Below are 25524 nucleotides of genomic sequence, written 5' to 3' on the forward strand. Positions count from 1 at the left end.
CCTGATCAATCCGCAAGCCCTAACACGAACGCCAAAGCAATCCCAATCCGCGCCATATCCTGGCTGCCGAGGCGCCCGATCTTCTGTCCGATCCGTTCGCGTCTCACGGTGATCGGCTTGTCGGCCATCGCCTGCGATCTCAGTCGTAATCCATTTTCGCGGGTTGGCTCGATAGTCACCCGAAAATCCGGGGCGTGCGCCAGTTCGGAAGTCAACTGGCAGATCACGACGGAGGCATGAGTTTCAGGGAAAGCGTCGCTCTGCACGATGACCGCCGGGCGGGGTTTGCCATAGTCGCCCGTTGCAGCGACGGTCACGACGTCACCGCGTTGCATCTGCATCAAACTCGGAGACCGACTCGATCCACTGCAGCGCGTTGCGCTCGCGATCGGGGTCGAGGCTGGCAACTTGCTTCGCCACCCGTCGTCGAACTGACCGCGAGCGAGCATCAGCTACGACGAGGCGCAGTTCGCGCAAGCCCCGCAGCCGCCTCCGCTGGCGCATCATTTTCATTCTTTCAGCGGGTGCAGTCATTGGAAACGATCCCATGTAACGCGTTACAATGTAACGCGTTACGGCTTGGAGGCAAGGGCCGCCACGTTGCGAAGTCCCCAAACCGCAGTGCGCCGCTCGACGCTATCACCCTCGCGGCTTCGCCACCGCCACGCCGCCGCCGTTCCGGCGGCGATAGATCCAAACCGCCAGGCCTACGACGATTGCCACGCCGACCACGGTCAAAATCCACATATGCTTATACGGATGCCCATGGTGCGGCAGCCCGGCATATTCGTGCAGGGCCGACACCGCCAAAACGCCCGGCAGCACATGCGCCGGCGCCCAGACCAGGATCGCCGGGATGTTGATGGCGTAGAAGCGGGCCGGGGGCATGCCGAGCGCGCCCGCCGTGACCGGGACGAAGGCACGGATCGGCGGCACGAAGCGGGCGAAGAACACCGCCCAGGTGCCGAAGCGGTGGAAGAAATTCTCGCTCTGTTCGACCACACGCGGATAATTGGTCAGCGGCCAGGTGTTGAGGATCTCCCGTTGTTGCCGGTGTCCGATCCAGTAGGCCGAACCATCGCCGAGCACTGCGCCGAGCGCCGCCGCCAGCAACACCCATTGCAGCTTGAGCTCGCCGCCCGGGACCAGGGCGCTCAGCGCCAGGATGATCGTCGAGCCGGGGATGACCGACCCCACCACCGGAACCGCCTCGAGCAGGGCCGCCAGAAACAGGGTCAGATAGGCCAGCCACGCATGGGCCGAGACGAATGAAATGAGGGGATCGAGAAAGGACGTCACATCGTCTCTGCGGTGGGATTGGGCCTTGGGGTTCGGACCCTATATTCAGACCCTACATAAGTAATGAGCGGCGGTAAAAGTGCCACCCGCGTCGGCAGGACGGTGCCTTCGGCACGAAATTCAGGCGTGATTCGCAGGGCAGCCTTCCAAAAATCGCGTTCCTTGCCTATCTAAATGAAAAGACAACGGAACTTTGATCGGGGGGCGGGCTTCTGCCCGCCCGTTGTCTCTGATAGGTTCGCAACAGCACCCAGCCGCAGCCAACGTGCAATAACTGGTCTCGGGATCGCCCGGGACCTCGGAGGATTGATGACGACCGCCGCGATGTCCAAAGTTGAGGAAGTTTCCGGTTTGCCCGACATGAAGGTGTCGGTGCGCCAGGTGTTCGGGATCGACAGCGATCTCGAAGTCCCCGCCTATTCCGAAGTCGATCCTCACGTCCCCGAAGTCGATTCCGATTACCGCTTCGACCGCGCCACCACGCTCGCCATTCTCGCCGGCTTCGCCCACAACCGCCGCGTCATGGTCACGGGCTATCACGGCACCGGCAAATCCACCCATATCGAGCAGGTCGCTGCGCGACTGAACTGGCCCTGCGTGCGCGTCAACCTCGACAGCCACATCAGCCGTATCGACCTCGTCGGCAAGGACTCGATCGTGGTCCGCGACGGCAAGCAGGTCACCGAATTCCGCGACGGCATCCTGCCCTGGGCGCTCCAGCATAACGTCGCGCTGGTGTTCGACGAATACGACGCCGGCCGCCCGGACGTGATGTTCGTGATCCAGCGCGTGCTGGAAGTCTCCGGCCGGCTGACGCTGCTCGACCAGAACAAGGTGATCAAGCCGCATCCGGCATTCCGCATGTTCTCGACCGCCAACACCGTCGGCCTCGGCGACACCTCGGGCCTCTATCACGGCACCCAGCAGATCAACCAGGGTCAGATGGACCGCTGGTCGATCGTCACCACGTTGAACTATCTCAGCCATGACGAGGAAGTGGAGATCGTGCTGGCCAAGGCCAAGCACTATCGCACCACGGAGGGCCGCGACATCGTCAACAAGATGGTTCGCCTCGCCGACCTCACCCGCAACGCCTTCGCCAATGGCGATCTGTCGACGGTGATGAGCCCGCGCACGGTGATCACCTGGGCGGAGAACGCCGACATCTTCAGCGACATCGGCTTTGCGTTCCGGGTCACCTTCCTCAACAAATGCGACGAGCTCGAACGTCCCCTCGTCGCCGAGTTCTACCAGCGCTGCTTCAACGCGGAGCTGCCGGAATCGTCGGTGAACGTGGCGCTCAGCTGATCGCTCTCGGTGTGTCGTCCCGGCCGAGTGCGCAATTGCGCACGGGGGCCGGGACCCATACCGCGAGGTCTCTCTGTGAAGCGACGCTGCTAATTTCTCCTGACGCAATGATTGCCGGCGGTTATGGGTCCCGGCCTTCGCGGGGACGACGGGTAAGGGCGAGATGAGCACCACCTCCAACTCCAAATTCCGCAACACCAAGGAAGCCCCGACCGAGCCGTTCAAGCGCTCGGTGGCCTCCTGCCTGAAGGCGATCGCCAAGGCGCCCGAGCTCGACGTCAGCTTCGCCGCCGAGCGTCCCGGGCTCGCGCCGGGCAAGGCGCGGCTGCCCGAGCCCGCGCGAAAGATGACCAGGCGTGATGCCGCCATCGTGCGCGGCCACGCCGATTCCATCGCGCTCAAGCTCGCCTGTCACGATCCGAAGGTGCATCGCAAGCTGATGCCGGGCAATCCGCAGGCGCGCGGCGTGTTCGAGGCGGTGGAGCAGGCCCGTGTCGAGGCGATCGGCGCGCGGCGCATGGCGGGCGTTGCGAAAAACCTCACCGCGATGCTCGACGACCATTTCCATCGCGGCAAGTTCGACGAGATCACCGATCGCGCCGACGCGCCGCTCGCCGACGCGCTGGCAATGCTGGTGCGCGAGCGCCTGACCGGCATGGCGCCGCCGACGGCCGCCAAGAAGATGGTCGATCTCTGGCGCCCTATTCTCGAAGACAAGATCGGCAGGCGGCTCGACCGGCTCGATACCGTGGTCGAGGACCAGACCAGGTTCGGCGATGCCGTGCATGATCTGCTGACGGCGCTCGAGATCGGCGACGAGCGCAGCGCCGACAGCGAAGACAATGACGAGAACGACGAGAACCAGGACGGCGACAACGATCAGTCCGGCGCCGAGGGCTCGCCCGATTCCGACGCCGCGCAGGAGATGAGCGCCGATCAGGCCCAGGCGTCGAGCGAGGAGATGAGCGAGAGCGCGATGGAAAGCGCGCAGGCCTCGACCTCCGACACCTTCGACGACGGCGAGCTCGGCGACGACGAGACGCCGGGCGAGGCGACGCGGCCGAATTCGCACGGCAAGAACGAGCCGCGCGGGCCGGAATATCACGCCTTCGCGCCGAAGTTCGACGAGGTCATCGCCGCCGAAGACCTCTGCGACCATGACGAGCTGGAGCGGCTGCGCGCCTATCTCGACAAGCAGCTCGCGCATCTGCAGGGCATCGTCGCCCGTCTCGCCAACCGGCTGCAGAGGCGCTTGATGGCGCAGCAGAACCGCGCCTGGGAATTCGATCTCGAAGAGGGCATTCTCGACCCCGCGCGGCTGTCGCGCGTGGTGACCGATCCCTATCACCCGCTGTCCTTCATGCACGAGAAGGAGGCGACGTTCCGCGATACCGTGGTGACGCTGCTGCTCGACAATTCCGGCTCGATGCGCGGGCGGCCGATCACGGTCGCGGCGACTTGCGCCGACATCCTCGCCCGCACGCTGGAGCGTTGCGGCGTCAAGGTCGAGATTCTCGGCTTCACCACGCGCGCCTGGAAGGGCGGGCAATCGCGCGAGGCGTGGCTTGCCGCCGGCAAGCCGGCCAGCCCCGGCCGCCTCAACGATCTCCGCCACATCATCTACAAGTCGGCGGACGCCCCCTGGCGTCGTGCGCGGAAAAACCTCGGCCTGATGATGCGCGAAGGGCTGTTGAAGGAGAACATCGACGGCGAGGCGCTCGACTGGGCGCACAAGCGCCTGCTCGGCCGGCCCGAACAGCGCAAGATCCTGATGATGATCTCGGACGGCGCGCCGGTCGACGATTCCACGCTGTCGGTCAATCCCGGCAACTATCTCGAGCGGCACCTGCGCCACATCATCGAGGAGATCGAGACCCGCTCGCCGGTCGAGCTGATCGCGATCGGCATCGGCCATGACGTGACGCGCTATTATCGCCGCGCGGTGACGATCGTGGACGCCGAAGAGCTCGGCGGCGCCATCACCGAAAAACTCGCCGAACTGTTCAGCGAGACCAACACCGCGCCCACGCAGCCGGCCAACCGCCCGCGACGCAAACTGCATTCGTGAGCAACCATCGATCCCGCCGCAGCTTTATCGGCCACGCGGCGGCGGGATTTTCCACTTTCGCACTGTCTCGCCTGGCGCGGGCGCAGCCGGCGCCGAAGCCGGCGCTCATCGAGCACGCCGTCGCAGCGCCCGTTGGCATCGAGGTCAACGCGCGGCCGATCCCCAATTTCGAGCCGCGCGACCGCGCGCGCACGCGGTTCGGTTCGCTGGACTATCGCGGCGGCCTGGTGCTGACCTCGCCGCATCGCGGCTTCGGCGGCCTGTCCGGCTTCCGCTTTCTCGACAGCAAAGGCGAGCGCTTCCTCGCGATCTCCGACCAGGGCACCTGGTTCACCGGTCGCATCCGTTATTCCGGGCGGATCATGACCGGCCTCGGCGACGTCGAGGCCGCGCCGGTGCTCAATGCGGAGGGGCGGCCGATCACGGAGAAGCGGCTGTGGTACGACACCGAGTCGCTCGCGCGTGACGGCGACCTCGTCTATGTCGGGCTCGAGCGCGTCAACCAGATCATGCGGTTCGATTTTGCGAAGGGCGGCACACGCGCGCGCGGCGAGGTGCTGCCGACCCCGCCGGCGGTGCGCAAACTGCCCTACAACAAGGGGCTCGAGGCGCTGGTGTTCGTTCCAAAGGGGCAGCCGCTCGCGGGCACCTTGATCGCGCTGTCGGAGGGCGGCTTCGATGCCGACGGCAATCTGATCGGATTTTTGCTCGGCGGCCCCACACCCGGCCAGTTCAGCATTCGCCGCACCGACCAGCAGCTCATCAGCGACGCGGTGCTGCTGCCCTCGGGCGATCTCCTGATCCTCGAACGCAAATTCTCCTGGTTCACCGGCGTCGATATCCGCATCCGCGCCATCCCCCTGAAATCGATCGCGCCCGGCGCATTGGTCGACGGCCCCGTGCTGTTCAAGGCCGATCTCGGCCACGAGATCGACAACATGGAAGGCATCGACGCCCACGTCACGGCTGACGGCGAGACCGTGCTGACGCTGGTGTCGGACGACAATTTCTCGATGCTCCAGCGCACCCTGCTGCTGCAGTTCGCGCTGGTGGAGTAGGGCGGCGCGGCCGCAATGCATCCCCCGCGAGCCGCCATGCCCCCCGCGCGGCTGGCAATCGGCGCATCGCCCACTACACTCTCTCCGTCTCCCTGCCCCCCATCCCGGAACTCCCCCGCATGAGCGCCCTGTTTTCCCCGATCAAGCTGCGCGGCCTGACTTTGAAGAACCGCATCGTGGTGTCGCCGATGTGCCAATATTCGGCCGAGGACGGCGTCCCCACCGACTGGCACTTCACCCACATCAACAATCTCAGCCTGTCGGGCGCCGCGATGTTCTGCATCGAGGCGACCCATGTCGAGGCGATCGGCCGCATCACGCCGGGCTGCCTCGGGCTCTACAGCGATGCCGCCGAGGCCGCGCTGAAGCAGATCCTCACCTCGGTGCGGAAACATTCCTCGACCGCCGTCGCAATGCAGCTCGCGCATGCGGGCCGCAAAGCCAGCAGCGCGCGGCCGTGGGACGGCGGCCAGCTGATTCCGCAGGATGCGGGCGGCTGGCAGACCGTGGCGCCGTCGGCGCTGCCGCACAAGGAGGGCGAGGCCGCGCCGCTGGCGCTCGATGCCGCGGGCCTCAAGCGCATCCGCGAGGCCTTCGTCGATGCCGCCAAGCGCGCCGATCGCATCGGCATTGACGCGGTCGAGCTGCACGGCGCGCACGGCTATCTCCTGCATCAATTCCTGTCGCCGATCTCGAACAGGCGCACCGACGAATATGGCGGCTCGCTCGAGAACCGCATGCGCTTCCCGCTGGAGGTCTACGACGCGGTCCGCGCCGTATTCCCGCACGACAAGCCGGTCGGCATGCGGGTGTCGTCGACCGACTGGGTCGAGGGCGGCTGGGACCTGGCGCAGACCATCGCATTCGCAAACGCGCTGAAGGCGCGCGGCGTCGACTGGATCGATGCCTCCTCCGGCGGCGTCTCGCCGCTGCAGAAGATCGCACTCGGCCCCGGCTATCAGGTGCAGTTTGCAGAGGCCATCAAGCGCGAGACGGGTTTGCCCACCATCGCCGTCGGCCTGATCACCGAGCCGAAGCAGGCCGAAGAGATCGTCGCATCCGGCAAGGCCGACATGGTCGCGCTCGCCCGCGGCTTGCTCTACGACCCGCGCTGGGCCTGGCACGCCGCAGCCGAACTCGGCGGCGAGGTCGAAGCCCCGCCGCAGTACTGGCGCTCGCAGCCCTCGACCCAGAAGGCGCTGTTCGGCAAGACCACGTTCGGGGCGCGGTGAGGGGCCGAGTCTGGCGCGAGGACCGCGCCGCAAACTCGTCATTGCGAGGAGCCCTTGCGACGAAGCTATCCAGGCTGGGTCCGCGGAAAGAGCCTGGATTGCTTCGCTGCGCTCGCAATGACGATGGGGAGGCAGCCATGCGACACACGCCAAGGTCGTTGCTCCGCGTACCTTTTGGTCCCGTGCCGTCCCACCTCACGCATCCGTAAACCTTCTCAGCTTCCACCCCACCCAAATCTGGCCTAACCTCGCGTGCGTCCAACGCCTCGCGGAGGCCCGCCATGCGATTTCGTGTTCGAAAAGCTGCCCACGTCATCGAGCGCGTGGGGCTTGCGATGGCGGGCGCGGCGTGCGGGCTGTTCGTCGGCGCTTACGTGGGATCCGCGATACCCGCGCTCACCACCGAGGGGTTCCTGCTGCTGATGATGGTGCTGGGCTTCGTCGGCTTCTATCTCGGCATCGACACGCCGCAATTGCCGTTCGACGAGGCCCACGGCGACATCGACGCCGCGGAACTGTTGAGCGCCGCCGGCACGCTCTGCGCCACGCTCACCGCACTCGCCTCCGTCGCCATCATCGTGCTCCGCCTCGATCCGCACATCGCCTGGAGCTGGTTCGCCTTGTTCGGCTGGATCGCCGGCGTCGCGATGCAGATCGTCGCGGGCGCAAAGGCGCGGATGCGGAAGCCGTGAATTTGTTGTGTTGGGAGAGATCGCGCCGCAAGTACACTGCGTTCCCTCCCCCTTGTGGGGGAGGGCTAGGGAGAGGGGTAGCCACACGGCGTGCTCTGTCGAATGAAGCGACACTCTGTTGCCATCGCTTCGCACGTAACTAACACCTTTTGCTGGGCCACCCCTCTCCCCAACCCTCCCCCACAAGGCGGGAGGGAGCCGAGCGGAGTGTGGAGCGCGGCCTTGTTCAGCAGCTGGAAGGAGTCAAAACACCACGCCCACCTTCGAGCCGCGCTTCCACGCCACGCGGCAGCGTTTTTTCGTGTTCACATGCAGCAGCTCGAAGCGATCGGGAATCTTCACCTGGCCGCCGAGATCGACGCAGGCGCCGCCCGGCGAATAGTCGATCAGCGTGCAGGGGATCACCGGCGCGCGCGGGTCGGTGATGATCTTGGCCTGGCGGGACACGAGGCCCGCGGGTTTGACGCGGGCGTGTCGTCGCGGATGCATTGGCACTCTCCTCCAATTTCCGCGGATGGCGCGGGTGGTCGGGAGATGATGCCAAGGAGTTGATTCGATCCGGCTAAGGCGGGCTGGAGAATTTTAATGAAAAGTGTCGGCGAATGGAGAAAGCGGCGGTAGCGGGGTGGGAAGGCTTCCCCCTCTCCCCTTGTGGGAGAGGGTGGATCGCCACGAAGTGGCGAGACGGGTGAGGGGTCTCGCACGGCATACGAAGCTTTCGCGTTCGCGGCGACAACCCCTCATCCGGCGCCATAGCCGATGCGAAGCATCGGCGTTTTCAAGAACGGCGGCCGAAGACCGCCTATGCCACCTTCTCCCACAGGGGGAGAAGGGAAGGCCCTCACCCCACCACGATCTCCCCCGACTCCGCCACCATGCCCACACCCGGCGGCAGCGGCATCGGCACCGTCACATAGTCCTTCGGCAAATTCACCGGCCGATAGCCCGGCTCCACCGCCATCCGCTTCACCACGCTCTCATGCACATGCGCGCCTTCGGGGATCAGGCGCGGTTCGCAATCGGGGATGTAGAACCCGAGAAACACCTTCCGCGCCGGCCATTCCCGGTACTTGGCGCTCTTCGGCAGATATTCCAGCACGCGCCAGGGCGCCGTCATCGAATCATGCAGCTCGCCGGTCTTGCCGGTGTAAGCCGGCGGCACGTATTGGAACGGCGAGTTCTTGCGCTGGATGCCCCAGGCGAGCTGGTTCACCGTGCGCGGGTTGAAGTTCAGCCCCGCCTTGGTCGCCTCCTCGATCATCCAGAGCAGCGGATATTTGGACTCGCCGCTCTCGACTTCCGGATAGCCGCCACCGACGTCGCAATGCACGCCGGCGAACCACACCTGCAAAATGTCCTGCGGCTCCTTCTTGTCGTCGGGCACGAAGCGGTTGCGCCAGTACTCCTGCGGCTCCTCATACGCCTTGAGGCGGAACATGCAGCGCCGCTCGTCCATGGCGATCGCCTGGCGGAAGATGTTGACGCTGGGATTGCGCAGCGTGAAGGCGAGCTCCTCGAAGCTCGGCAAATAGCCCCGGTCGGCGCGCGGCACGATCACGCTCGCCACCGTGTCCCAGACGCCGATGAAGTGGATGGTCGGCCAGCGCGACGAGGTGATGCGTGCGAACTGCGCGGCGAGATCGAACTTGTTTTTCGGCAGCGGCCCGCTGTCGTCAAAACCCTCATCGATGAGGTCGCTGACATCGTTGCCGCGCCCGGTGCCGGAATATTGCTTGTAGGCGACGAGGCCACTGCCTGCGAGGTTGGCCTGCTCCGGCGAGATCAGGCCGATCTTGTGGATCAGCCCCGCCAGCACGCGAACCGTGTAGGCACCGCGCGAAAAACCGAACAGATAGATCCTGTCGCCGGGCGCGTAGTGCTGGACCAGGAAGCAATAGGCCGACAGCGTGTTGTCATCGAGCCCGTAGCCGGTGGCGAGCCCCAGCACCAGATTGACGTTGGCTTTCCAGCGGTGCCACGTCGACGGCTCCGTCACCGTGCCGACCCCGGGATCGTAGAACACCAGCTGCCGCGGCCGCGTCTTGTCGGTCTTGCGCAGGCAGCGATAGAGCTTCAGGACGTTGGAGATGTTCTCCGAGATCTCGTTGCCGGTGCCGTCACAGCAGATGACAAGGTTCTTCGGCTCGGATGTGTGCTCGGCGTTGCGCTCGTGATCCACAGGATGCCCCTCCCGCTGATGCTACCCGGGCGAGTATAGCGGAAAAGGGCGGGGAGAGGGAGATGACGCTTCTTCTCCTCTCCCCTTGCGGGAGAGGGTGGATCGCCGCGAAGCGGCGAGACGGGTGAGGGGTCTCTCTCCGCGTGCGAATCTCTCGCGTCAGAACTCCCGGAGACAGACCCCTCATCCGGCGCCATAGCCGATGCGAAGCATCGGCGTTTTCAAGAACGGCGGCCGAAGGCCGCCTATGCCACCTTCTCCCGCAAGGGGAGAAGGGAAGGCGCCCGCCGGCTACTTCTTCTTCTGGCCGATCTCCGGCTGCCAGGCCGCGTCCTTGCGGCTTGGCGCTGCGGCGCTGGTCTTGATCTTGTCCTTTTTCGGCTTCTTGGTCTCGCGGTTGCTGCGTTGCTGTCCCTTGGCCATGACGTCGTCTCCTCCTGGGTTTCGAGTTCGTCCGCGTGCGAGATCGGCGTTGCAATGGTCGCTGGGCAGGGCTCTGAGATGCACCCGCCCGAACCAATGAAGATCGCCGCTGCGCACACGAGGCGCGAAAGATGCAGCGCAACATCGACGCGCGGCAATTGCGTGAGCTGCGCTGACGTGGTCGAGCGTACGCCCGCGCCCTGCCGATTGCGAGGACTAAAACGCCGCGTGCGAGCACCGCGCTTGCGCCTTAAGTCCCGGCCCACGCTGACATAATGCTGGCTATTGCCGGGTAACAAGCGCATGGTTCGCCTTAGCTGGTGTCGGTTGGGGCCCCTTCTTTGCGAAAGGCAGGCGCGCATGACCATCCGCTCGCGGCGAGAAACCATCACCTTCAAGCATCCATTCCACATCCGCGGTCTCGAGCGCGAATTGCCGGCCGGCGCCTATGAGGTCGTCACCGACGAGGAGATGATCGAGGGCCTGTCGTTCGCGTCCTATCGCCGCGTCGCCACCATGATCACGGTGCCCTCCGAAGGCGTGCGCGGTGCGACGGAGATGCTGTCGATCGGCTCGGTCGACCTGGCGGATGCCCAACGTATCGACGCGAGTGCCGCCAATGACTGAAATTCCGGTCGATCTCGACAGCCACCGCGGCATGGCCGCCCAGAAGGCAACCGATCTGCGCCGCGCGCTGGCCGATGTCGAGGCCCAGGTCAGGGAGCTGCGCGAGCGCGAGGCCGAGCTCGAAAACCGCATGATGTCGGTGCCCGCCACCTCCTGGCCGGAGGCCGCCGTGAAGGCCCGCCATCTGCTCAACCTCTATGCTGCGAGCCTGCCCACCGAGGACACCCGCCACCGCGCGCTGGTGGCCGCGCTGTTCGACGATTTCGCAAGGCTCAACGGCGACGGCTGACGGCGAGGCAACGCGCGCAACCACCGGCGTCGTCCCGGCCGAGTGCGCAATTGCGCACGGAGCCGGGACCCATAACCACCGAAGTCAGTTGTTGTGCACCCTCGTGCCACAGCCTGCTTCGATAACGCTGACCGGCGCCGCCCCCAGTGCGCAATTGCGCAAGTCCGGCACGACGCGGACGCAAAAGGAGTACCCCATGACGCTCACCACCAGCCGCTTCATCGCCCATGACCAGGACCGCGGCATCGTCCAGTTTTCGATGCAGGACGGCGCGAAGGAGATCGCCTGCGCGATCTCGACCTCCGCCATGGACGACCTCGAGCGCGGCCCGCGCGCCAGGCCCAGCGAGCGCGAAGAGCAGTTCACGCGCCTGCGCGAGCGCATCGAAGCCTGCACCGGACGCAAATATCAGGCGACGGAGTTCGAAGGCACCCCGCCGGGGATCGTGCTGCGGAGCATTGATTTTCGGGGGTAGGGACGCCTACTTCGGCGGCTCCTGGGGCTTGTTCTGGAATTGGATGTTACACTTCTTTGCGATCGAGGCCTGTTCGACCGCGATCAATTGTCCCTTCATTTGCGCAAGTTCGGCCGCAGCTTGTTTGTCGCCTCCGACCAGAAACGCTGCGGGCCAGAACACAACGACGGCAACGCCCGTCGCGACCTGATCCTTGGTGCGCTGGCTGTCTTGCACGCCGGAGAGGGTCGCAGCTCTAGCGGATACCGACTGCGCCTCAAGCGCGAGCTGCTGGCAATTGTACTGCTGATACTGCACCGGCGAGACGTAAGCCGCCGATATGTCAGATGAAGACGACGCACAGCCAGCAAGTGCGGCCGCAAGGACCGCCAGGCCCAAATTACGCATTAGAAGAATCCCCCCGGAAAGTTGCACAGAAGCGCAACCAGTGCGGGAGATCAATAGAACCTTGGCTTAGCTAGTAGCACTACGGGGTGGCAGTCGTTTTCGGCGGCAAGTGATGGGCCGACAATTCTGAATAATTAGATCGACGCCACGTCGCCCAGTCTCGATGCAGGACGGACCCAAGGAGCTCGCCTGCGCGATCTCGACCTCCGCCGTGCACAGGGCACGGGTTTTTTCTCTATCAACCGCTGATTGCGTTGGTCCGCTAGTATCCTTAAGCTATCTGCTCCGATTAAAATTCATATTGCAGGCAAATGACAAGAGACAGCGGCGGTTACGATGAAGGCTATTCGTCGAGTGATTGTTTTTGGGGGAGGTCCCCCGGCTCTTTGGTAAAATCGTTTCTCGAAGAGCATCCGGACGTACGTGGAATTCGCGTGCTCGACTTAGGTTGCGGGGAAGGGAAGAACGCCGCCGCATTTGCTCAATGCGGCGCAAGCGTAACAGCAGTTGATTGCTCCGCGAAGGCTATAGAAAATGGTCAGCGCTCGTTTCCAGACCCGCGAATTGAATGGCTCGTCTTAGATGGAAAAGCTTATCTGACTAGAGATGAATTATTCGATGTGATTGTGCTCTATGGCTTAGCGCACTGCCTTAGTTCGTCTGAAGAGATATCCTCACTGATCCAAACGGCGCTACTGAGGACACGGCTTGGCGGGTATCACTTCCTTGTTTCATTCAATGATGGGCCCCATGATTTATCCGCCCATCCGAACTTTTCGCCAACTCTACTGGCTCATTCGTTTTATGTTGAGCAATACGAAGGCCACACGGTCTTGGCTGAGTCTGACTCGATCATTCACGAGACGCATCCCCATAACAACATCCCGCATTTTCACAGTCTTACTCGCTTAGTAGTGAAGAAGGTCCGATGACCTGCCCCCCCGATCTTCGAAGATTGTACCGCGATAGGCGCGTCGTCCCGTTCGTCGGCGCAGGAGCGTCAATGTCAGTTACCTGGGACGGAGGAACCAAGAGGGGGCCCTCCTGGGAAGCGATGGTGGACCAAGCAGCGAAGCTGATTGGCTGTAATGACGAAAATTTGCTACGGATGCGGGGAAGTGACCTCCAAATCTTGGAGTACTTCAAGATTTTGAACCGCGAGCTCGCACCGCTAACGAATTGGCTTTCGCTACAATTCGCCGAAGCGACGGATGCAGACATTCTTGCCTCGCCGGTGCATTCAGAGTTGGTTCAACTGGATCGTTGCAGCCTCTACTATACAACAAATTATGACGATTTTATCGAACGAGCTCTAAAGAAGAGCGGACGAAATACACACATCGTATCCGGCGAACACACAATTGCGCATGATAGGTCCGTGATCGAAGTCGTCAAATTTCACGGCGACTTCAATAGTCCTCAACAGATGGTGGTCTCCGAATCGCAATACATGGAGCGGATGCGATTGGAGAGTCCAATGGACTTCAAGTTGCGGGGCGACATACTTGGTAGAGCCGTTCTGTTTATCGGATACAGCTTCCGCGATCCGAATGTGAATTACTTATTTCACATCGTGAATCGCTTATTTTCCGATCTGCCAAACTCTTCGAGTGGGAGAAGAGCATACATAGTTCTGCCAGAGCCGTCGGAATTCGAGCGGCGCCTCTTCAATGAGCGCAACATCGATGTCATACCCGTTGGGGCGGAAGATATATCAAAGAACGTCGCTGAAGTGCTTCATGAGATGAGAATCTAGTGATGAGCTCCTCTCCCATACAAATCGCGTATTGCTCCTGGAGTGATTACAAGAAGGAGGAATGGGCACTAGCGAAGGACACGATCGAGCTTGAGTATACCGGCAAGAAGCTGGGTGAGCTCTTCGATATCCGCTTTAGGAAGATCGCAACAACGGAGCCGCTATTATGCGATCTCGAGTCTATGGTTAAGTTCAAAGTTGAATCTGCGTATCGACAGATTCAGATCCCCTGCATTGTTGAGCATGCAGGGCTCGTTCTGGAAGGCTTCGGGGATAAGTCGTTTCCGGGTGGACTTACTCAGCCGATGTGGGACTCTCTTGCTCCCGAGCAGTTTGTGGCGGCTTGTTCGACGCTCACCACTAGAGCGATCGCGCGAGCTGTGGTTGGCTATTGTGACGGTTTGAACGTCCACACCTTTGTTGGCGAGACCCAAGGCGCTTTGAGTAATTCTCCAAGAGGAATTAGAGAGTTCTACTGGGACACCATTTTTTGTCCTGACGGCTTCGGCGGCCGGACCTATGCGGAGATCGTGAAGAACGATCATTCAGGTCTCGGGGAAAAGCTCCTCGTATCGCAATCAATTAAGGCCCTCAAGGCATTCATGACGTATCGCTTGGCCGCTGAACCGTCTTTATTTCCAGCGCTATGAACGCATTTGCGGCAATAGCTCGTCTAGCGTTCGCCGAAAGGCTTCCATCCCAAAAGAGTTGTAGATGTAGGCGTTTGCTCGGCGGCCTAGGCTTGAGATCTCCCCCTCTACTGGGGCGTCGTATACCTTAAGAAAATCGCGATAGCTGAATTTCAGCGTTCCTGCCTCTCTGGCGCGATACATGTCGAACGCGAGATCCGGTGGGGTCTGTACAAAGAGTAGTCCGATCCCGCCAGCGCACTTTCTTTCTAAGTGCTCGAAGGTGTCGAGATTTCGAATTCCATCGACAATCGTACGATTGCCACCTTCGTGCGCGATTTGGCTCGCGATGGCGTCAGCCAACTTCTTAGTGCCGCCTTCCGCACTGATGAATTCGTATGCTCGAGTTTGAAATTCCTCTCGTCCAATCTCCGCAATTGGAGGTGATTCCATTAGCGTGCGAACCAACTCCCCAGTCTTGATCAAAGAGCATTGTAAGCGTTGGCTGAGGTAATTGGCGGTCTCCGACTTCCCCGATCCAATTCGGCCCGCGACAACTAAGATGCGGTCGGTCGCAAAGCGAGAGTTATTTACGATTTCGAGTCTTGCTCGCGTGAAGAGAGTGGACGGATAAAAGCGTCGCAAACATAGCTGCGACCAATACTCGAAATCGGTTATGTCGACCTTGTCCTTTGAAAGATCGATCCATCCCAGGCCTTTGATCGATGAATCGCCCTTCTGCAGCTTCTTGGCTGTGTTCCAATCGGGAAGCCATGCACGGTAAACAATGGCAACGTGCCGCCTTCCGACCTCCGAAGAGTCGTCATTCAGAACTCCCAAACACTCTAGTGGGACGCTTTGAAAGAGATCGATAGTAGGTTTATCCGTAAGACTTGCCTCAGCCGAGACCTTGCGTTTTCGTCTGGTTCGATCTGGCAAAAAAAGTTCTTCCGCGAGCTCTCTGCGTCCACAAGCTGACAAACCAAAGTCGGCTCGCGAAAGCATGTCGAGATCAGCGGCGCTAACGTGGCCACCGAAGCCAATGCACTTCGATCCTCTTAGAAATTCGGCTGCTCGGCTGAGATAGGATCGCTTGAAGAACAGCAGGCGCTGACCACATTGAACCAAGACGTACGTTATGAATTGCTTCGCGTCGTTGTTGACCTCAGCCTCAGCTCGCCCGAGGTAGGTGGTAGTTTTTTCGCTAAGAAGCTGCCCCAGTATGGAGGATGTATCGGTGTCTATACCTTGAAAGGTCAGGACATCGCGATATGCAGATTCTGGAACGCACAGAACTTCTTCGTGCGGCGTATTTAGTACACGGCGCTCGGCTACGTATTCAGACGGAACTTCGCCGGGCGCAATGTCCGGCTCACTTAATGGTGCTCCTAGGGAAGCGCGAAGGATAAAGCGCCCGCGACCAGTTCGAACAAATCGTGAGTCAGACTTTCTGTGTAAGATGTCCATGCTAAGCCGAGCCTGCATGGATTTCTGAGGTGTGCGACCCATTGTGTGGTCGCCAAAGAGTCCTTGCTCGACTCCTCGATCAACAATCTCACCAGCGCTAAGTGGGACACGAGACTTGCTCAACACAATCTCCGCGACACGAAGAAAGGTTTGTCGTTCACCTTCGACGCGCTCGTCGGTCTGATTCTGCACGGCAACCGTTTGTTTTTGGTAACTATGCATTAGGATGATGTGCTTCCGCTCGGCGAGTGCTCACTCAAAAGCTACCTCGATCTAAGCCGCGCGCGAAGGACGATGCGGCTGTCGTTGAGAGGCTCCCAAAAAGTCGTGTCAATTGATGATCTTAGCGTAACCTACTCCAAGCGATGCGGCGACATAGACATTTCAACCGCAAAAACAAAAACGGCCGGATCTTCCGATCCGGCCGTCACGCAAACTCTTCCGGCTTAGCCTACGCCTCGCGACGCAAGCCTCCGCCCATTCCGATAACTCTTAGCTCGCCTTCTTCGCCGGCGCGGGGGTCGGGCCGACCTTCTTCTGGATGGCGCGCTTCAGCTCGAGGGCGCGCGGCGACAGCACGGCGGCCTTGGCCTTGAGCAGGAAGGGATCGAGGCCGCCATTGTGGTCGACGCTCTTGATCGCGTTGGTGGAGACGCGCAGGCGCACGTTGCGGCCCAGCGCTTCGCTGATGAAGGTCACGTTGACCAGGTTCGGCAGGAAGCGGCGCTTGGTCTTGATGTTGGAGTGGCTGACCGTGTGGCCGACCTGGGGGCCCTTGGCCGTCAATTCGCAGCGGCGAGACATGGCAAAATCCTCAATCTTTCCCAACGATGTGCGGCCGCCATTCGGGGCGCCACGGGCAAATCTCTGTCCTTGCAGGGAGCGGGCGGACGTATAGGGGGGAAGCGGCGGGACGTCAAGGTTTTGGGGCGGGTTTCGTGCTCCAAGCTAGCTGTCATCGCCCGGCTCGCCGCCTTCGCTGAAGCTTCGGCGGGCCGAGCACCCGTGTGGGCCTCGGCGTAGCCTTGGCGGAGCCGGGACCGGGCGATCCAGTATTCCAGAGGCGGTACGGCTGACCAGAGGGGCCGCGGCGTACTGGATGCCCCGGTCAAGCCGGGGCATGACAGCGGTGGAGGTGGCGGGGTGAGGTGCGCTTTTCAGCCCCACCCCGATCACCAAAACGGCAATGATTATCGCGCCTTACCATCACATAAAGGGCGTATTCGCGCCCGAAAAGTCCAGTGGAGTTCCGGCCGCCGACAGGCCCGGACGCATTGCTTGGCGCGCTATTTGGCTTAAGTAACAACCGTTCGCGCCCCGATTGGATTGTTTCGTGCTCACAACGCCTCATCTTGCGCCCTGCCTGCGCTCAGCGGAGCGGCGCGCAAGGAATCCGCGCGTAAGCCATCCGCGCCCTGCCGGCCGCTGGGTCATGGCGGCCCTTGGCGGGCTGGTGTTGGCGTGGGCGGCGGAGCCCGCGGCGGCGCAGGGCAAGCTCGAGGCGCAATACGAGGCGACGCTGGCGGGCATTCCCGTCGGCAAGGGCGCCTGGAATATCGACATCCAGGACGATGTGTTCGCGGCCGCGGCCTCCGGCGGCACCTCGGGGCTTTTGAAATCGTTCGCGGGCGGGTCGGGCACCGGCGCCTCGCAGGGCCGCGTCGTCAACGGCGCGCTGGTCGCGACCGGCTACCAGGCCTCCACCACCACCTCGAAGAAGACCGAAGAGATCCGCATCACGCTCGACAAGGGCAATGTGAAGGATTTTGCCATCGTGCCGGAGCCGCCGGTCGATCCCGACCGCATCGTCGTCACCGATGCGCATCGCCGCGGCGTCTGGGACCCGATGACGGCCTCGCTGGTGCGTGTATCCGGCAGCGGCGAGGTGCTGTCGGCGGACGCCTGCCACGGCAGCGCCGCCGTGTTCGACGGCCGCATGCGCTACGAACTCAAGCTCGATTTCAAGCGCATGGAAAACGTCAAGGCGGAGAAGGGCTACCACGGCCAGGTCGTGGTCTGCTCGCTGTATTTCGTTCCCATCGCCGGCTACATCCCCGACCGTCCGGTGATCAAATATCTCGCCGCCCAGCGCAACATCGAGGTCGCGTTCGCGCCGATCGCCGGAACGCGCATCCTGGTCCCGTTCTGGCTGAAAGTGCCGACCCCGCTCGGGCCGGCCATGCTGGAAGCGACCTCCTTCATCACCAGCGCCCAGCCGCCCAAGGTCGCGAAGACGCAGTAGGCCTGGGTGCCGTAGCCCCGCTGCCGTAGCCCGGATGGAGCGCAGCGTAATCCGGGGTTCTTTGCTTCGGCCCCCGCATTGCGCTCCGCTCCATGCGGGCTACGGACCTCCCTTTTGGTGAAAATAAACATCAATGATTTCAACAACATCCCTACTGTGCATGGGGTTGTTTTCGCGCATTTTGTTTGGAGGGGGTCGAGAACCGGGAATCCATTTGACTCCTCCCCGATTCTGATTCGACTCCGCGCCGTCCCCAGCTTTAACGAATCCGCCATCTCAACGTCGCTTGTGCGGCAGGCCAAAACTCCATCTAGTGCGACCCAACAAGCCTCCCGCGACATCTTGCGTGAACGGAACAGGACTCAAGGGGGAGTCAGCGATTCGGCCGCGATTCGTTCTCAACTCGTTCCGAAGCTTAAAGCCAACGGGAAAAGCGTCGCAAAGTGAGACAGTTGCGCTGGGTTCGGGGAGAATGCTCCCACACTCTCGGTGTCATCGCCCGGCTTGACCGGGCGATCCAGTACGCCGAGGCGTCTGTGGTTGAGCGGAGAAGCCGCAGCGTACTGGATGCCCCGGTCAAGCCGGGGCATGACGGCGGAGAAGCCGCAGCGAGGTGACTTCCAGGCCCTTCGCGCCACCGCCCCAAAACAGCACTGACATTCGCCCCAATCGCCATTACCTAATCCCCCAGATGCCTTTTTCCTCCTCCCCCTTCGCTTCCGAGCGGCTTCCCGGCGCCGGCGTCACTGCGGTGCTCGGTCCCACCAACACCGGCAAGACCCATCTCGCCATCGAGCGGATGCTCGCGCATCCCTCCGGCATGATCGGGCTGCCGCTGCGCCTGCTCGCGCGCGAGGTCTACAACAAGATCGCAGCAAGGGTCGGCCCCGATGCCGTCGCGCTCGTGACCGGCGAGGAGAAGATCAAGCCGAAAGCGCCGCGCTACTGGGTCTCGACCGTCGAGGCGATGCCGCGGGATCTCGACGTCTCCTTCCTTGCCGTCGACGAGGTGCAGATCGCATCCGATCTGGAACGCGGCCATGTCTTCACCGACCGCATCCTCAACCGCCGCGGCCGCGACGAGACGCTGCTGCTCGGCGCAGCGACCATGCGTCCGATCATCGAGCGGCTGCTGCCGGGCGTCTCCATGATCACGCGGCCGCGCTTGTCGCAGCTGGAATTCGCGGGTGATCGCAAGATCACGCGGCAGCCGCGCCGCACCGCCATCGTCGCCTTCTCGGCCGACGAGGTCTACGCCATCGCCGAGCTGATCCGCCGCCAGCATGGCGGCGCCGCGGTGGTGCTGGGCTCGCTGTCGCCGCGCACCCGCAACGCGCAGGTCGCGATGTTCCAGAACGGCGAGGTCGATTACCTCGTCGCCACCGACGCCGTCGGCATGGGCCTCAATCTCGACGTCGACCACGTCGCCTTTGCCTCCGACCGCAAGTACGACGGCTACCAGTTCCGCCGGCTGACGCCGTCCGAATTCGCCCAGATCGCCGGCCGCGCCGGCCGCGCCACCCGCAACGGCACCTTCGGCACCACCGGTCGCTGCGCGCCGTTCGAGCCCGAGCTCGTCAATGCGCTGCAGAACCACACCTTCGATCCGGTGAAGGTTTTGCAATGGCGCAATTCGAAGCTGGATTTCGCTTCCCTCGGCGCGCTCCAGGTGTCGCTGAACCTGGCCCCCGGCCACGACGCGCTGACGCGTGCGCCGATTGCCGAGGACATGCGCGTGCTCGACCATGCCGCCCGCGACGCCGAGGTGCGCGACGTCGCGCATGGCAAGGACGCGGTGGAACGGCTGTGGGAGGCCTGCCAGGTCCCGGATTATCGAAAGCTGTCGCCGGCCGCCCATGCCGAGCTGGTGACGACGCTGTACGGCTTCCTGATGCGGAAGGGATGCATCCCCGACGCCTGGTTCAGGACCCAGATCGACCAGGCCGACCGCGTCGACGGCGATATCGACACGCTGTCGGCCCGGATCGCGCAGATTCGCACCTGGACCTTCGTCGCCAACCGCCCTGACTGGCTGAAAGACCCCGAACGCTGGCAGGGGATCGCCCGCGAGGTCGAAAATAAATTATCGGATGCGCTCCATGAACGCTTGACTGAGCGTTTCGTTGATCGCCGGACCAGTGTATTGATGCGCCGCCTGCGGGAGAACACGAGCTTGAATACGGAAATCGGCAAGACCGGCGAAGTCATCGTCGAAGGCCATGTCATCGGCCGCCTCGATGGCTTCACCTTTGCACCGGATGCGGCGGAAGCCGGCTCCGATGCGAAAGCGTTGCAGGCTGCAGCGCAGGCCGTGCTCGCCGGCGAGATCAACGCGCGCGCCGAAAAACTGGGCAACGCACCGGACGAGCAGTTCGTGCTGACCTCGGAAGGCATGATCCGCTGGACCGGCGACGCCGTGGCGCGGCTGTCTGCCGCAGAGGAAGCGCTGCATCCGCGCATCCGCATCATCTCCGACGAACGCCTCACGGGCGCCCCCCGCGACAAGGTGCAGGCGCGGCTCGAGCTCTGGCTCAAGACGCATATCGAAAAGCTGCTCGGGCCGCTGTTCGAGCTCAGCAAGGCCGAGGACGTCACCGGCATCGCCCGCGGCATCGCCTATCAGCTCGTCGAGGCGCTCGGCGTGCTGGAGCGCCCGAAGATCGCCAACGAGCTGAAGGATCTCGACCAGCCCTCGCGCGCGACCTTGCGCAAATACGGCGTCCGCTTCGGCGCCTATCACCTCTATTTCCCCGGCCTGCTCAAGCCGGCCGGGCGTGCGCTGGCCGCGCTGCTCTGGGCGCTGAAGCAGGACAATGTCGATCCCTCCGCGCTGTCGGGCGCGCAGCATCTGGCAAGCTCCGGCCGCACCTCGTTCCCGGTCGACAAGCAGCTGCCGCGCGATGCCTATCGCGTGCTCGGCTACAAGCAGGCCGGCGAGCGCGCCGTGCGCGTCGATATCCTCGAGCGCCTGGCCGATCTGATCCGTCCGGCGCTGGCCTGGCGCGAGAACGCGTCTGGCGAAAAGCCCGCCGGGGCATTCGACGGCCGCAGCTTTGTGGTGACGCAGGCGATGACCTCGCTCACCGGCTCCGCCGGCGAAGACTTTGCCTCCGTGCTGCGTGCGCTCGGCTATCGCATGGACAAGCGCCCGCCGCTGCCGGCGAAGCCCGCCGCGGCTGTTGTCGAGACGCCTATTGCTGACGCGCCTGTTGCTGAAGCCTCCAGCGAAGAGACGCCCGCAACCGAAACGCCGGTCGAGGACGCCGCAACCCCTGCGGATGCCGCGATCGAAGCCGCTGCCGAGCCTGTGACCGTCGAAGACGCGCCCGGGATGGAGCAGCACGACGAGCCCGCGCATGACGAGCCGGCGCTCGAAGCTTCCGTCACGCCGGAAGACGCTCCCGGCATCGCGCCACCTGCGGAAGAGCCTGTTGCCCCCGCTGAAGCAGTCGAAACCGCACCTGCCGAAACCGCGCCTGCAGAGACCGCTGCAACTGAAGCCGCTGCGTCGGCCGATGCGGCAGCGCCCGTGGAAGCCGCGGCGACGCCCGCCGAGCCCGAGCTCATCGAGGTCTGGCGTCCCGCGGGCCGTCACGATGATCGCAAGCCGCGCCACGAGCGCCATCGCAACCAGCGTCATCACCAGCCGCGTCCACAGGCGGGCGCTGAAGCCGGCGCTGCGCCTGCCGAAGGCGAAGCCCAGCCTGCCGCCGACGGCGAGAAGCGCGGTGAGCGCCATCGCCATGGCGGCGGTCATCGTCGAGATGGTGGCAGGGACTTCCGCAAGCCGCGAGAAGGTAGCGCCGAAGCTGCGCCGCGTCCCGAGGGCCGCGACGACAAGAACCGCCGCTTCGAGGGCAAAAATGGCGGCAACAAGGACCGCGACAACAAGGACCGCAACAAGGGCAAGTTCGGCGGCGATCGCGACAAGGGCCGCGATAACCGTGGCCGCGACCGCGACAAGGGCCGCGACCGCCAGGGCGGACCGTCGCTGCGTCCCTACGCATCGAGCGCCACCCCGCGCGAGCGCGATCGTCCGGTCGATCCGAACTCGCCGTTCGCGAAGCTCGCTGCGCTGAAGGAGCAGCTGTCCGGGCGTAAGGAGTGAGCCCACGACCGAGCGGCAGCGCATCGACAAATGGCTGTGGCACGCGCGGGTGGTGAAGGCGCGCACCTCCGCGGCCGCGCTTGTCGAGTCCGGCCATGTTCGCGTCAACGGTGCACGCGAGAAATCGCCGGGGCATGCGATCAAGATCGGCGACGTGCTCACCATCGCGCTCGATCGCACCGTGCGCGTCTTGAAAGTCATCGCCTTCAACGAGCGCCGCGGCGACGCCGCCTCGGCCCGTGTGCTCTACGAAGAGCTCGGTGAAGGCCCGCCAAGTTCTCAGCGCAATTAATTGCGCTTTGAATTCATTTCTTGGTCGATCAAGCGCATAAAGCCGTCATGATCGGCCGTTCCTGAGCTTGCGGCGCCGGGCCATCCGCGCTACGCAAGCCGCGACTTTTAAAAGAGCTTTTCGGAGCGTTGGATGACTTACGTCGTCACTGAAGCGTGCATCAAGTGCAAGTACACCGACTGCGTCGAGGTCTGCCCGGTCGACTGTTTCTATGAGGGCGAGAACATGCTCGTCATCCATCCTGACGAGTGCATCGACTGCGGCGTGTGCGAGCCGGAATGCCCCGCCGATGCCATCAAGCCGGACACGGAACCGGGCCTGGAAAAGTGGCTCACGGTCAACGCCGACTACGCCAAGAGCTGGCCGAACATCACCCAGAAGAAAGAATCACCCGACGACGCCAAGGATTTCGACGGCATGGAGGGCAAGTTCGACAAGTATTTCTCGCCGAACCCCGGCTCCGGCGACTAATTCGGGCCAAACTTAACCCTATTAGCGGCCTTACCGCCGAAAACCAGCCCTTAACACCCCTAAATCATTGATTTTTGCGGGAAATGTGCTATATTGGGCACATTGAGCCGAACCCTGGTTAGCCCCGTCGGCCCCTTGGGTTCCCGTGAAACCAAATGTCGAACAGGGGCGTGGCAGTTTCCGCGCGCAGGCTGTGTCACAGAAAACGCGTAAAAAGAGTACTTCAGCGAAGGCTTCCCATAAGGACGCCAAGAAAGTCGCCGCGGCCAGCCGTAGCGCATCCAAGGGTCGGACCGCGACGAAGGCGCCGGCTGCAAAGTCCTCGAAGAACAAAAGAAGCGCAATGCCTAACAAGACTGCCAAGCCGGCCGCGAAAGCGACCGTTGCCAAGCCTGTTGCCGCCAAGCCTGCCGCCAAGCCCGCTGTTGCCAAGGCTCCCGCTGCCAAGGCTCCCGCTGCCAAGCCCGCCGCAAAGGCTCCTGTTGCTGCTGCTCCTGCCAAGGCCCCTGTTGCTGCCGCCAAGCCGGCCGTGAAGCCCGCGGCTGTTGCGCCGAAGGTCGAGGAAAAGAAGGTTGTGACCCAGCGTCAGGGCTTCAAGGCCAACGAATTCGTCGTCTATCCCGCTCACGGCGTCGGCCAGATTCTGGCCATCGAGGAGCAGGAGATCGCCGGCGCGAAGCTCGAGCTGTTCGTCATCAACTTCATCAAGGACAAGATGACGCTGCGCGTGCCGACCGCCAAGGTCGCCAATGTCGGCATGCGCAAGCTCTCCGACCCCGCGCTGGTGAAGCGTGCGCTCGAGACCCTCAAGGGCCGTGCCCGCGTCAAGCGCACCATGTGGTCGCGCCGCGCCCAGGAATACGAAGCGAAGATCAATTCGGGCGACATCGTCGCTATCGCGGAAGTCGTGCGCGACCTCTATCGCTCCGAGTCGCAGCCCGAGCAGTCCTACAGCGAACGCCAGCTCTATGAAGCAGCGCTCGACCGTCTCTCCCGCGAGATCGCGGTGGTGCAGCACTCGACCGAGACCGAAGCGGTCAAGGAGATCGAGGCCCAGCTCGCCAAGAGCCCGCGCCGCACTGGCGCCAAGTCCGAAGCCGCCGAAGGCGAGGCCGATGCGGACGCCGAGGGCGATAGCGACGAGACCGAGGGCGGCGCCACGGTCGCCGACGAGGCCGCGTAAACGTCTCGCGCGTCGAACGCAACAGATCAAAGCCCGGCCTTACGGCCGGGCTTTTTGTTTTGGAGACGCTGACCGCCCCGGTTCGGGGACGTCAGCGGGCGGAATTGCTTTGAGCCTATGCGGTCCTGAGCAGGATCAAACCCGCGATGCGCTTCCCGAAGCGCCGCGCCCGGTCTCGCGGTCGTCTCCGCGCGCGTCAGTCGCAACCGTCGACCACCAGGCGCCCAACGCATCGATCAACGGCACCAAGGTGTGGCCGGCGGCGGTCAGATCGTACTCGACCCTCAACGGGTATCCGTCGAATTCCGTGCGGGTCACGATACCGGCGTCCTCCAGCTTGCGAAGCTCGAGGGCGAGCATCCTGTGCGAGATGGTCGGATTGTCCCGACGCAAGTCGCTGAACCGTTTGGTGCCCTGTTTCAAATAGTAGATCAGAAGCGTAGGCCACCGGCCGCTCAGGATCTGCATCACTTCCTCGATGGGACATCTCGAAACGAGGTCTTTCATCGGCGGACTCCAGGTTACAAAAATGTTCGCAATTTACTTGATGGAGCGAGCGACTAGGGTTCGGGACCGCTGCGCAGCGTGATCATCAGAAATCACGGAGAATAGATCGATGGATCCAATCCTACTCTACGGCTTCCCGATGGGAAGCTCCATGGGGCTCGTTGCAGCTCTTGAATGGCTTGGCAGGCCATATCGCCTGTGTCGCGTCGACATGCTGGGCGAGATGCTGAGCCCGTCATACGCCGGGATCAATCCGCGACACGAGACACCTGCACTCATCACGGACCGGGGCGATGTGCTGACGGAAACCATGGCGATCGCGGCTTGGCTCGAAGCCAGGGATACCGAACGGCGCATCAGCTTTGATCCGTTGTCGCCGCAAGCCGATCGCATGCACCAGCTGATGGCGTTCGTGAATACCGGCTTTACCGGCGCCTTCGCGCCGCTTTGGGTCGCAATGGAAGGCGTGGCGATGGACGACGCCATGCGTTCGGCCTTGCGGGAGTTCGGAAGGAGAAAGGTGATCGAACGCCACGACAAGCTCGAAGGCATGATCGAGCCGGCAAGGTTCCTGCTCGCCGACCGGCCGACCCTCGCGGACGCCTTGCTGGCAGGTGTGGCGCGCTGGCTCGACTTCCACGCTGTCGCGGACAGGAGCCGCTGGCCAAAGCTGGCCGCGCTGCGCCAACAACTCGAGGCCGATCCCGGGGTCATCTACGCCACCGCCGTGGAGAGCGGCAGCAATGATCCGGGAACAGGATCCTGCGCAGGCCATACCGCCCTGGCCGACGTCATCGCGCGATATGGCAAGCAAGCCTAACCAGTGGAGAGG

The 25524-nt window shown here is 63.0% G+C and carries 27 protein-coding genes; 17 read left to right on the forward strand and 10 right to left on the reverse strand.

Annotated elements, in window-relative coordinates:
• Window positions 1-5: 5 nt before the first annotated feature.
• The 3 genes from IVB19_RS01815 to IVB19_RS01825 form a co-directional block, all read right to left on the reverse strand.
• The gene (locus tag IVB19_RS01815; RefSeq protein WP_026232424.1) at window positions 6-335 is read right to left on the reverse strand and encodes a type II toxin-antitoxin system PemK/MazF family toxin; all 330 of its coding nucleotides are present in this window, start codon (window positions 333-335) and stop codon (window positions 6-8) included.
• The gene (locus IVB19_RS01820; RefSeq protein ID WP_143273843.1) at window positions 322-534 is read right to left on the reverse strand and encodes an antitoxin MazE-like protein; all 213 of its coding nucleotides are present in this window, start codon (window positions 532-534) and stop codon (window positions 322-324) included. Before IVB19_RS01820 ends, IVB19_RS01815 begins: the two co-directional genes overlap by 14 nt.
• A gap of 105 nt (window positions 535-639) precedes the next feature.
• Window positions 640-1299, reverse strand: a complete 660-nt coding sequence (locus tag IVB19_RS01825; RefSeq protein WP_018452932.1) for a DedA family protein — start codon at window positions 1297-1299, stop codon at window positions 640-642.
• 309 nt (window positions 1300-1608) lie between these two features.
• Here IVB19_RS01825 and cobS point away from each other — a divergent pair, with 309 nt between their 5' ends.
• From cobS to IVB19_RS01850, 5 genes are all read left to right on the forward strand, one after another.
• Window positions 1609-2607 carry a cobaltochelatase subunit CobS gene (cobS, locus tag IVB19_RS01830; RefSeq protein ID WP_018452933.1) on the forward strand — a complete coding sequence of 333 codons (999 nt, stop codon included), beginning with the start codon at window positions 1609-1611 and terminating at the stop codon, window positions 2605-2607.
• A gap of 163 nt (window positions 2608-2770) precedes the next feature.
• Window positions 2771-4675 (forward strand): cobaltochelatase subunit CobT, encoded by a 1905-nt coding sequence (cobT, locus tag IVB19_RS01835; protein WP_018452934.1) that lies wholly within the window; start codon window positions 2771-2773, stop codon window positions 4673-4675.
• Window positions 4672-5733, forward strand: a complete 1062-nt coding sequence (locus IVB19_RS01840) for an esterase-like activity of phytase family protein (protein ID WP_247820916.1) — start codon at window positions 4672-4674, stop codon at window positions 5731-5733. Before cobT ends, IVB19_RS01840 begins: the two co-directional genes overlap by 4 nt.
• Before the next feature lie 119 nt (window positions 5734-5852).
• Entirely contained in the window at window positions 5853-6965 is a 1113-nt protein-coding gene (locus tag IVB19_RS01845; protein ID WP_018452936.1) for an NADH:flavin oxidoreductase/NADH oxidase, read from the forward strand.
• Window positions 6966-7246: 281 nt separating this feature from the next.
• A complete protein-coding gene (locus tag IVB19_RS01850) occupies window positions 7247-7657 on the forward strand; it encodes a hypothetical protein (RefSeq protein ID WP_026232425.1) in 411 nt (136 codons plus the stop codon).
• A gap of 243 nt (window positions 7658-7900) precedes the next feature.
• Here the strand turns inward: IVB19_RS01850 and IVB19_RS01855 are convergent, their stop codons facing one another.
• From IVB19_RS01855 to IVB19_RS40180, 3 genes are all read right to left on the reverse strand, one after another.
• Window positions 7901-8146, reverse strand: coding sequence for a PilZ domain-containing protein (locus IVB19_RS01855; protein ID WP_027515169.1), 246 nt, complete (start codon window positions 8144-8146; stop codon window positions 7901-7903).
• 352 nt (window positions 8147-8498) lie between these two features.
• Window positions 8499-9836: a T6SS phospholipase effector Tle1-like catalytic domain-containing protein gene (locus tag IVB19_RS01860; RefSeq protein ID WP_247820917.1), complete on the reverse strand. Its 1338-nt coding sequence runs from the start codon at window positions 9834-9836 to the stop codon at window positions 8499-8501.
• A gap of 291 nt (window positions 9837-10127) precedes the next feature.
• Window positions 10128-10259, reverse strand: a complete 132-nt coding sequence (locus IVB19_RS40180) for a hypothetical protein (RefSeq protein WP_007599247.1) — start codon at window positions 10257-10259, stop codon at window positions 10128-10130.
• A 360-nt stretch (window positions 10260-10619) separates the two neighbouring features.
• Between IVB19_RS40180 and IVB19_RS01865 the strand changes: the two genes are divergently transcribed.
• The 3 genes from IVB19_RS01865 to IVB19_RS01875 all read left to right on the forward strand — a co-directional run bounded on the left by IVB19_RS01865 (window position 10620) and on the right by IVB19_RS01875 (window position 11650).
• Complete coding sequence (locus tag IVB19_RS01865) at window positions 10620-10886, forward strand: hypothetical protein (RefSeq protein ID WP_085351640.1); 267 nt, start codon at window positions 10620-10622, stop codon at window positions 10884-10886.
• Complete coding sequence (locus tag IVB19_RS01870) at window positions 10879-11175, forward strand: hypothetical protein (protein WP_204512787.1); 297 nt, start codon at window positions 10879-10881, stop codon at window positions 11173-11175. The genes IVB19_RS01865 and IVB19_RS01870 overlap by 8 nt, the downstream gene beginning before the upstream one ends.
• A 196-nt stretch (window positions 11176-11371) precedes the next feature.
• Window positions 11372-11650, forward strand: coding sequence for a DUF1488 family protein (locus IVB19_RS01875; protein ID WP_085351675.1), 279 nt, complete (start codon window positions 11372-11374; stop codon window positions 11648-11650).
• A 6-nt stretch (window positions 11651-11656) separates the two neighbouring features.
• Here the strand turns inward: IVB19_RS01875 and IVB19_RS01880 are convergent, their stop codons facing one another.
• Window positions 11657-12037 carry a hypothetical protein gene (locus IVB19_RS01880; protein ID WP_247820918.1) on the reverse strand — a complete coding sequence of 127 codons (381 nt, stop codon included), beginning with the start codon at window positions 12035-12037 and terminating at the stop codon, window positions 11657-11659.
• Window positions 12038-12348: 311 nt separating this feature from the next.
• Here IVB19_RS01880 and IVB19_RS01885 point away from each other — a divergent pair, with 311 nt between their 5' ends.
• From IVB19_RS01885 to IVB19_RS01895, 3 genes are all read left to right on the forward strand, one after another.
• A complete protein-coding gene (locus IVB19_RS01885; protein ID WP_247820919.1) occupies window positions 12349-12969 on the forward strand; it encodes a class I SAM-dependent methyltransferase in 621 nt (206 codons plus the stop codon).
• A gap of 71 nt (window positions 12970-13040) precedes the next feature.
• Window positions 13041-13793 carry an SIR2 family NAD-dependent protein deacylase gene (locus IVB19_RS01890; protein ID WP_247820920.1) on the forward strand — a complete coding sequence of 251 codons (753 nt, stop codon included), beginning with the start codon at window positions 13041-13043 and terminating at the stop codon, window positions 13791-13793.
• A gap of 2 nt (window positions 13794-13795) precedes the next feature.
• Window positions 13796-14443 carry a non-canonical purine NTP pyrophosphatase gene (locus tag IVB19_RS01895; RefSeq protein WP_247820921.1) on the forward strand — a complete coding sequence of 216 codons (648 nt, stop codon included), beginning with the start codon at window positions 13796-13798 and terminating at the stop codon, window positions 14441-14443.
• Here IVB19_RS01895 and IVB19_RS01900 read toward each other — a convergent pair.
• Window positions 14438-16111: an HTH domain-containing protein gene (locus tag IVB19_RS01900; RefSeq protein WP_247820922.1), complete on the reverse strand. Its 1674-nt coding sequence runs from the start codon at window positions 16109-16111 to the stop codon at window positions 14438-14440. The genes IVB19_RS01895 and IVB19_RS01900 overlap by 6 nt on opposite strands.
• 270 nt (window positions 16112-16381) lie before the next feature.
• On the reverse strand, window positions 16382-16693 hold the full coding sequence (gene rpmB / locus IVB19_RS01905) for a 50S ribosomal protein L28 (protein ID WP_007604603.1): 312 nt from the start codon (window positions 16691-16693) through the stop codon (window positions 16382-16384).
• 628 nt (window positions 16694-17321) lie between these two features.
• On the opposite strand from rpmB, the gene IVB19_RS01910 reads away from it, so the two are divergent.
• The 5 genes from IVB19_RS01910 (at window position 17322) to IVB19_RS01930 (ending at window position 24185) form a co-directional block, all read left to right on the forward strand.
• Window positions 17322-18131, forward strand: coding sequence for a DUF3108 domain-containing protein (locus IVB19_RS01910; protein WP_204512785.1), 810 nt, complete (start codon window positions 17322-17324; stop codon window positions 18129-18131).
• Window positions 18132-18822: 691 nt separating this feature from the next.
• Window positions 18823-22239 carry a helicase-related protein gene (locus IVB19_RS01915; protein WP_247820923.1) on the forward strand — a complete coding sequence of 1139 codons (3417 nt, stop codon included), beginning with the start codon at window positions 18823-18825 and terminating at the stop codon, window positions 22237-22239.
• 22 nt (window positions 22240-22261) lie between these two features.
• Window positions 22262-22531, forward strand: coding sequence for an RNA-binding S4 domain-containing protein (locus tag IVB19_RS01920; protein ID WP_083926310.1), 270 nt, complete (start codon window positions 22262-22264; stop codon window positions 22529-22531).
• A 132-nt stretch (window positions 22532-22663) separates the two neighbouring features.
• Window positions 22664-23002, forward strand: coding sequence for a ferredoxin FdxA (fdxA, locus tag IVB19_RS01925; protein WP_018452948.1), 339 nt, complete (start codon window positions 22664-22666; stop codon window positions 23000-23002).
• Window positions 23003-23345: 343 nt separating this feature from the next.
• The gene (locus IVB19_RS01930) at window positions 23346-24185 is read left to right on the forward strand and encodes a CarD family transcriptional regulator (protein WP_247360829.1); all 840 of its coding nucleotides are present in this window, start codon (window positions 23346-23348) and stop codon (window positions 24183-24185) included.
• Window positions 24186-24320: 135 nt separating this feature from the next.
• Here the strand turns inward: IVB19_RS01930 and IVB19_RS01935 are convergent, their stop codons facing one another.
• The gene (locus IVB19_RS01935) at window positions 24321-24692 is read right to left on the reverse strand and encodes a winged helix-turn-helix transcriptional regulator (protein ID WP_018452950.1); all 372 of its coding nucleotides are present in this window, start codon (window positions 24690-24692) and stop codon (window positions 24321-24323) included.
• 109 nt (window positions 24693-24801) lie between these two features.
• On the opposite strand from IVB19_RS01935, the gene IVB19_RS01940 reads away from it, so the two are divergent.
• Complete coding sequence (locus IVB19_RS01940) at window positions 24802-25512, forward strand: glutathione S-transferase family protein (RefSeq protein WP_247360830.1); 711 nt, start codon at window positions 24802-24804, stop codon at window positions 25510-25512.
• The last annotated feature ends 12 nt before the right edge of the window (window positions 25513-25524 follow it).

The organism is Bradyrhizobium sp. 187, assembly GCF_023101005.1.
Taxonomy (GTDB): Bacteria; Pseudomonadota; Alphaproteobacteria; order Rhizobiales; family Xanthobacteraceae; genus Bradyrhizobium; species Bradyrhizobium canariense_D.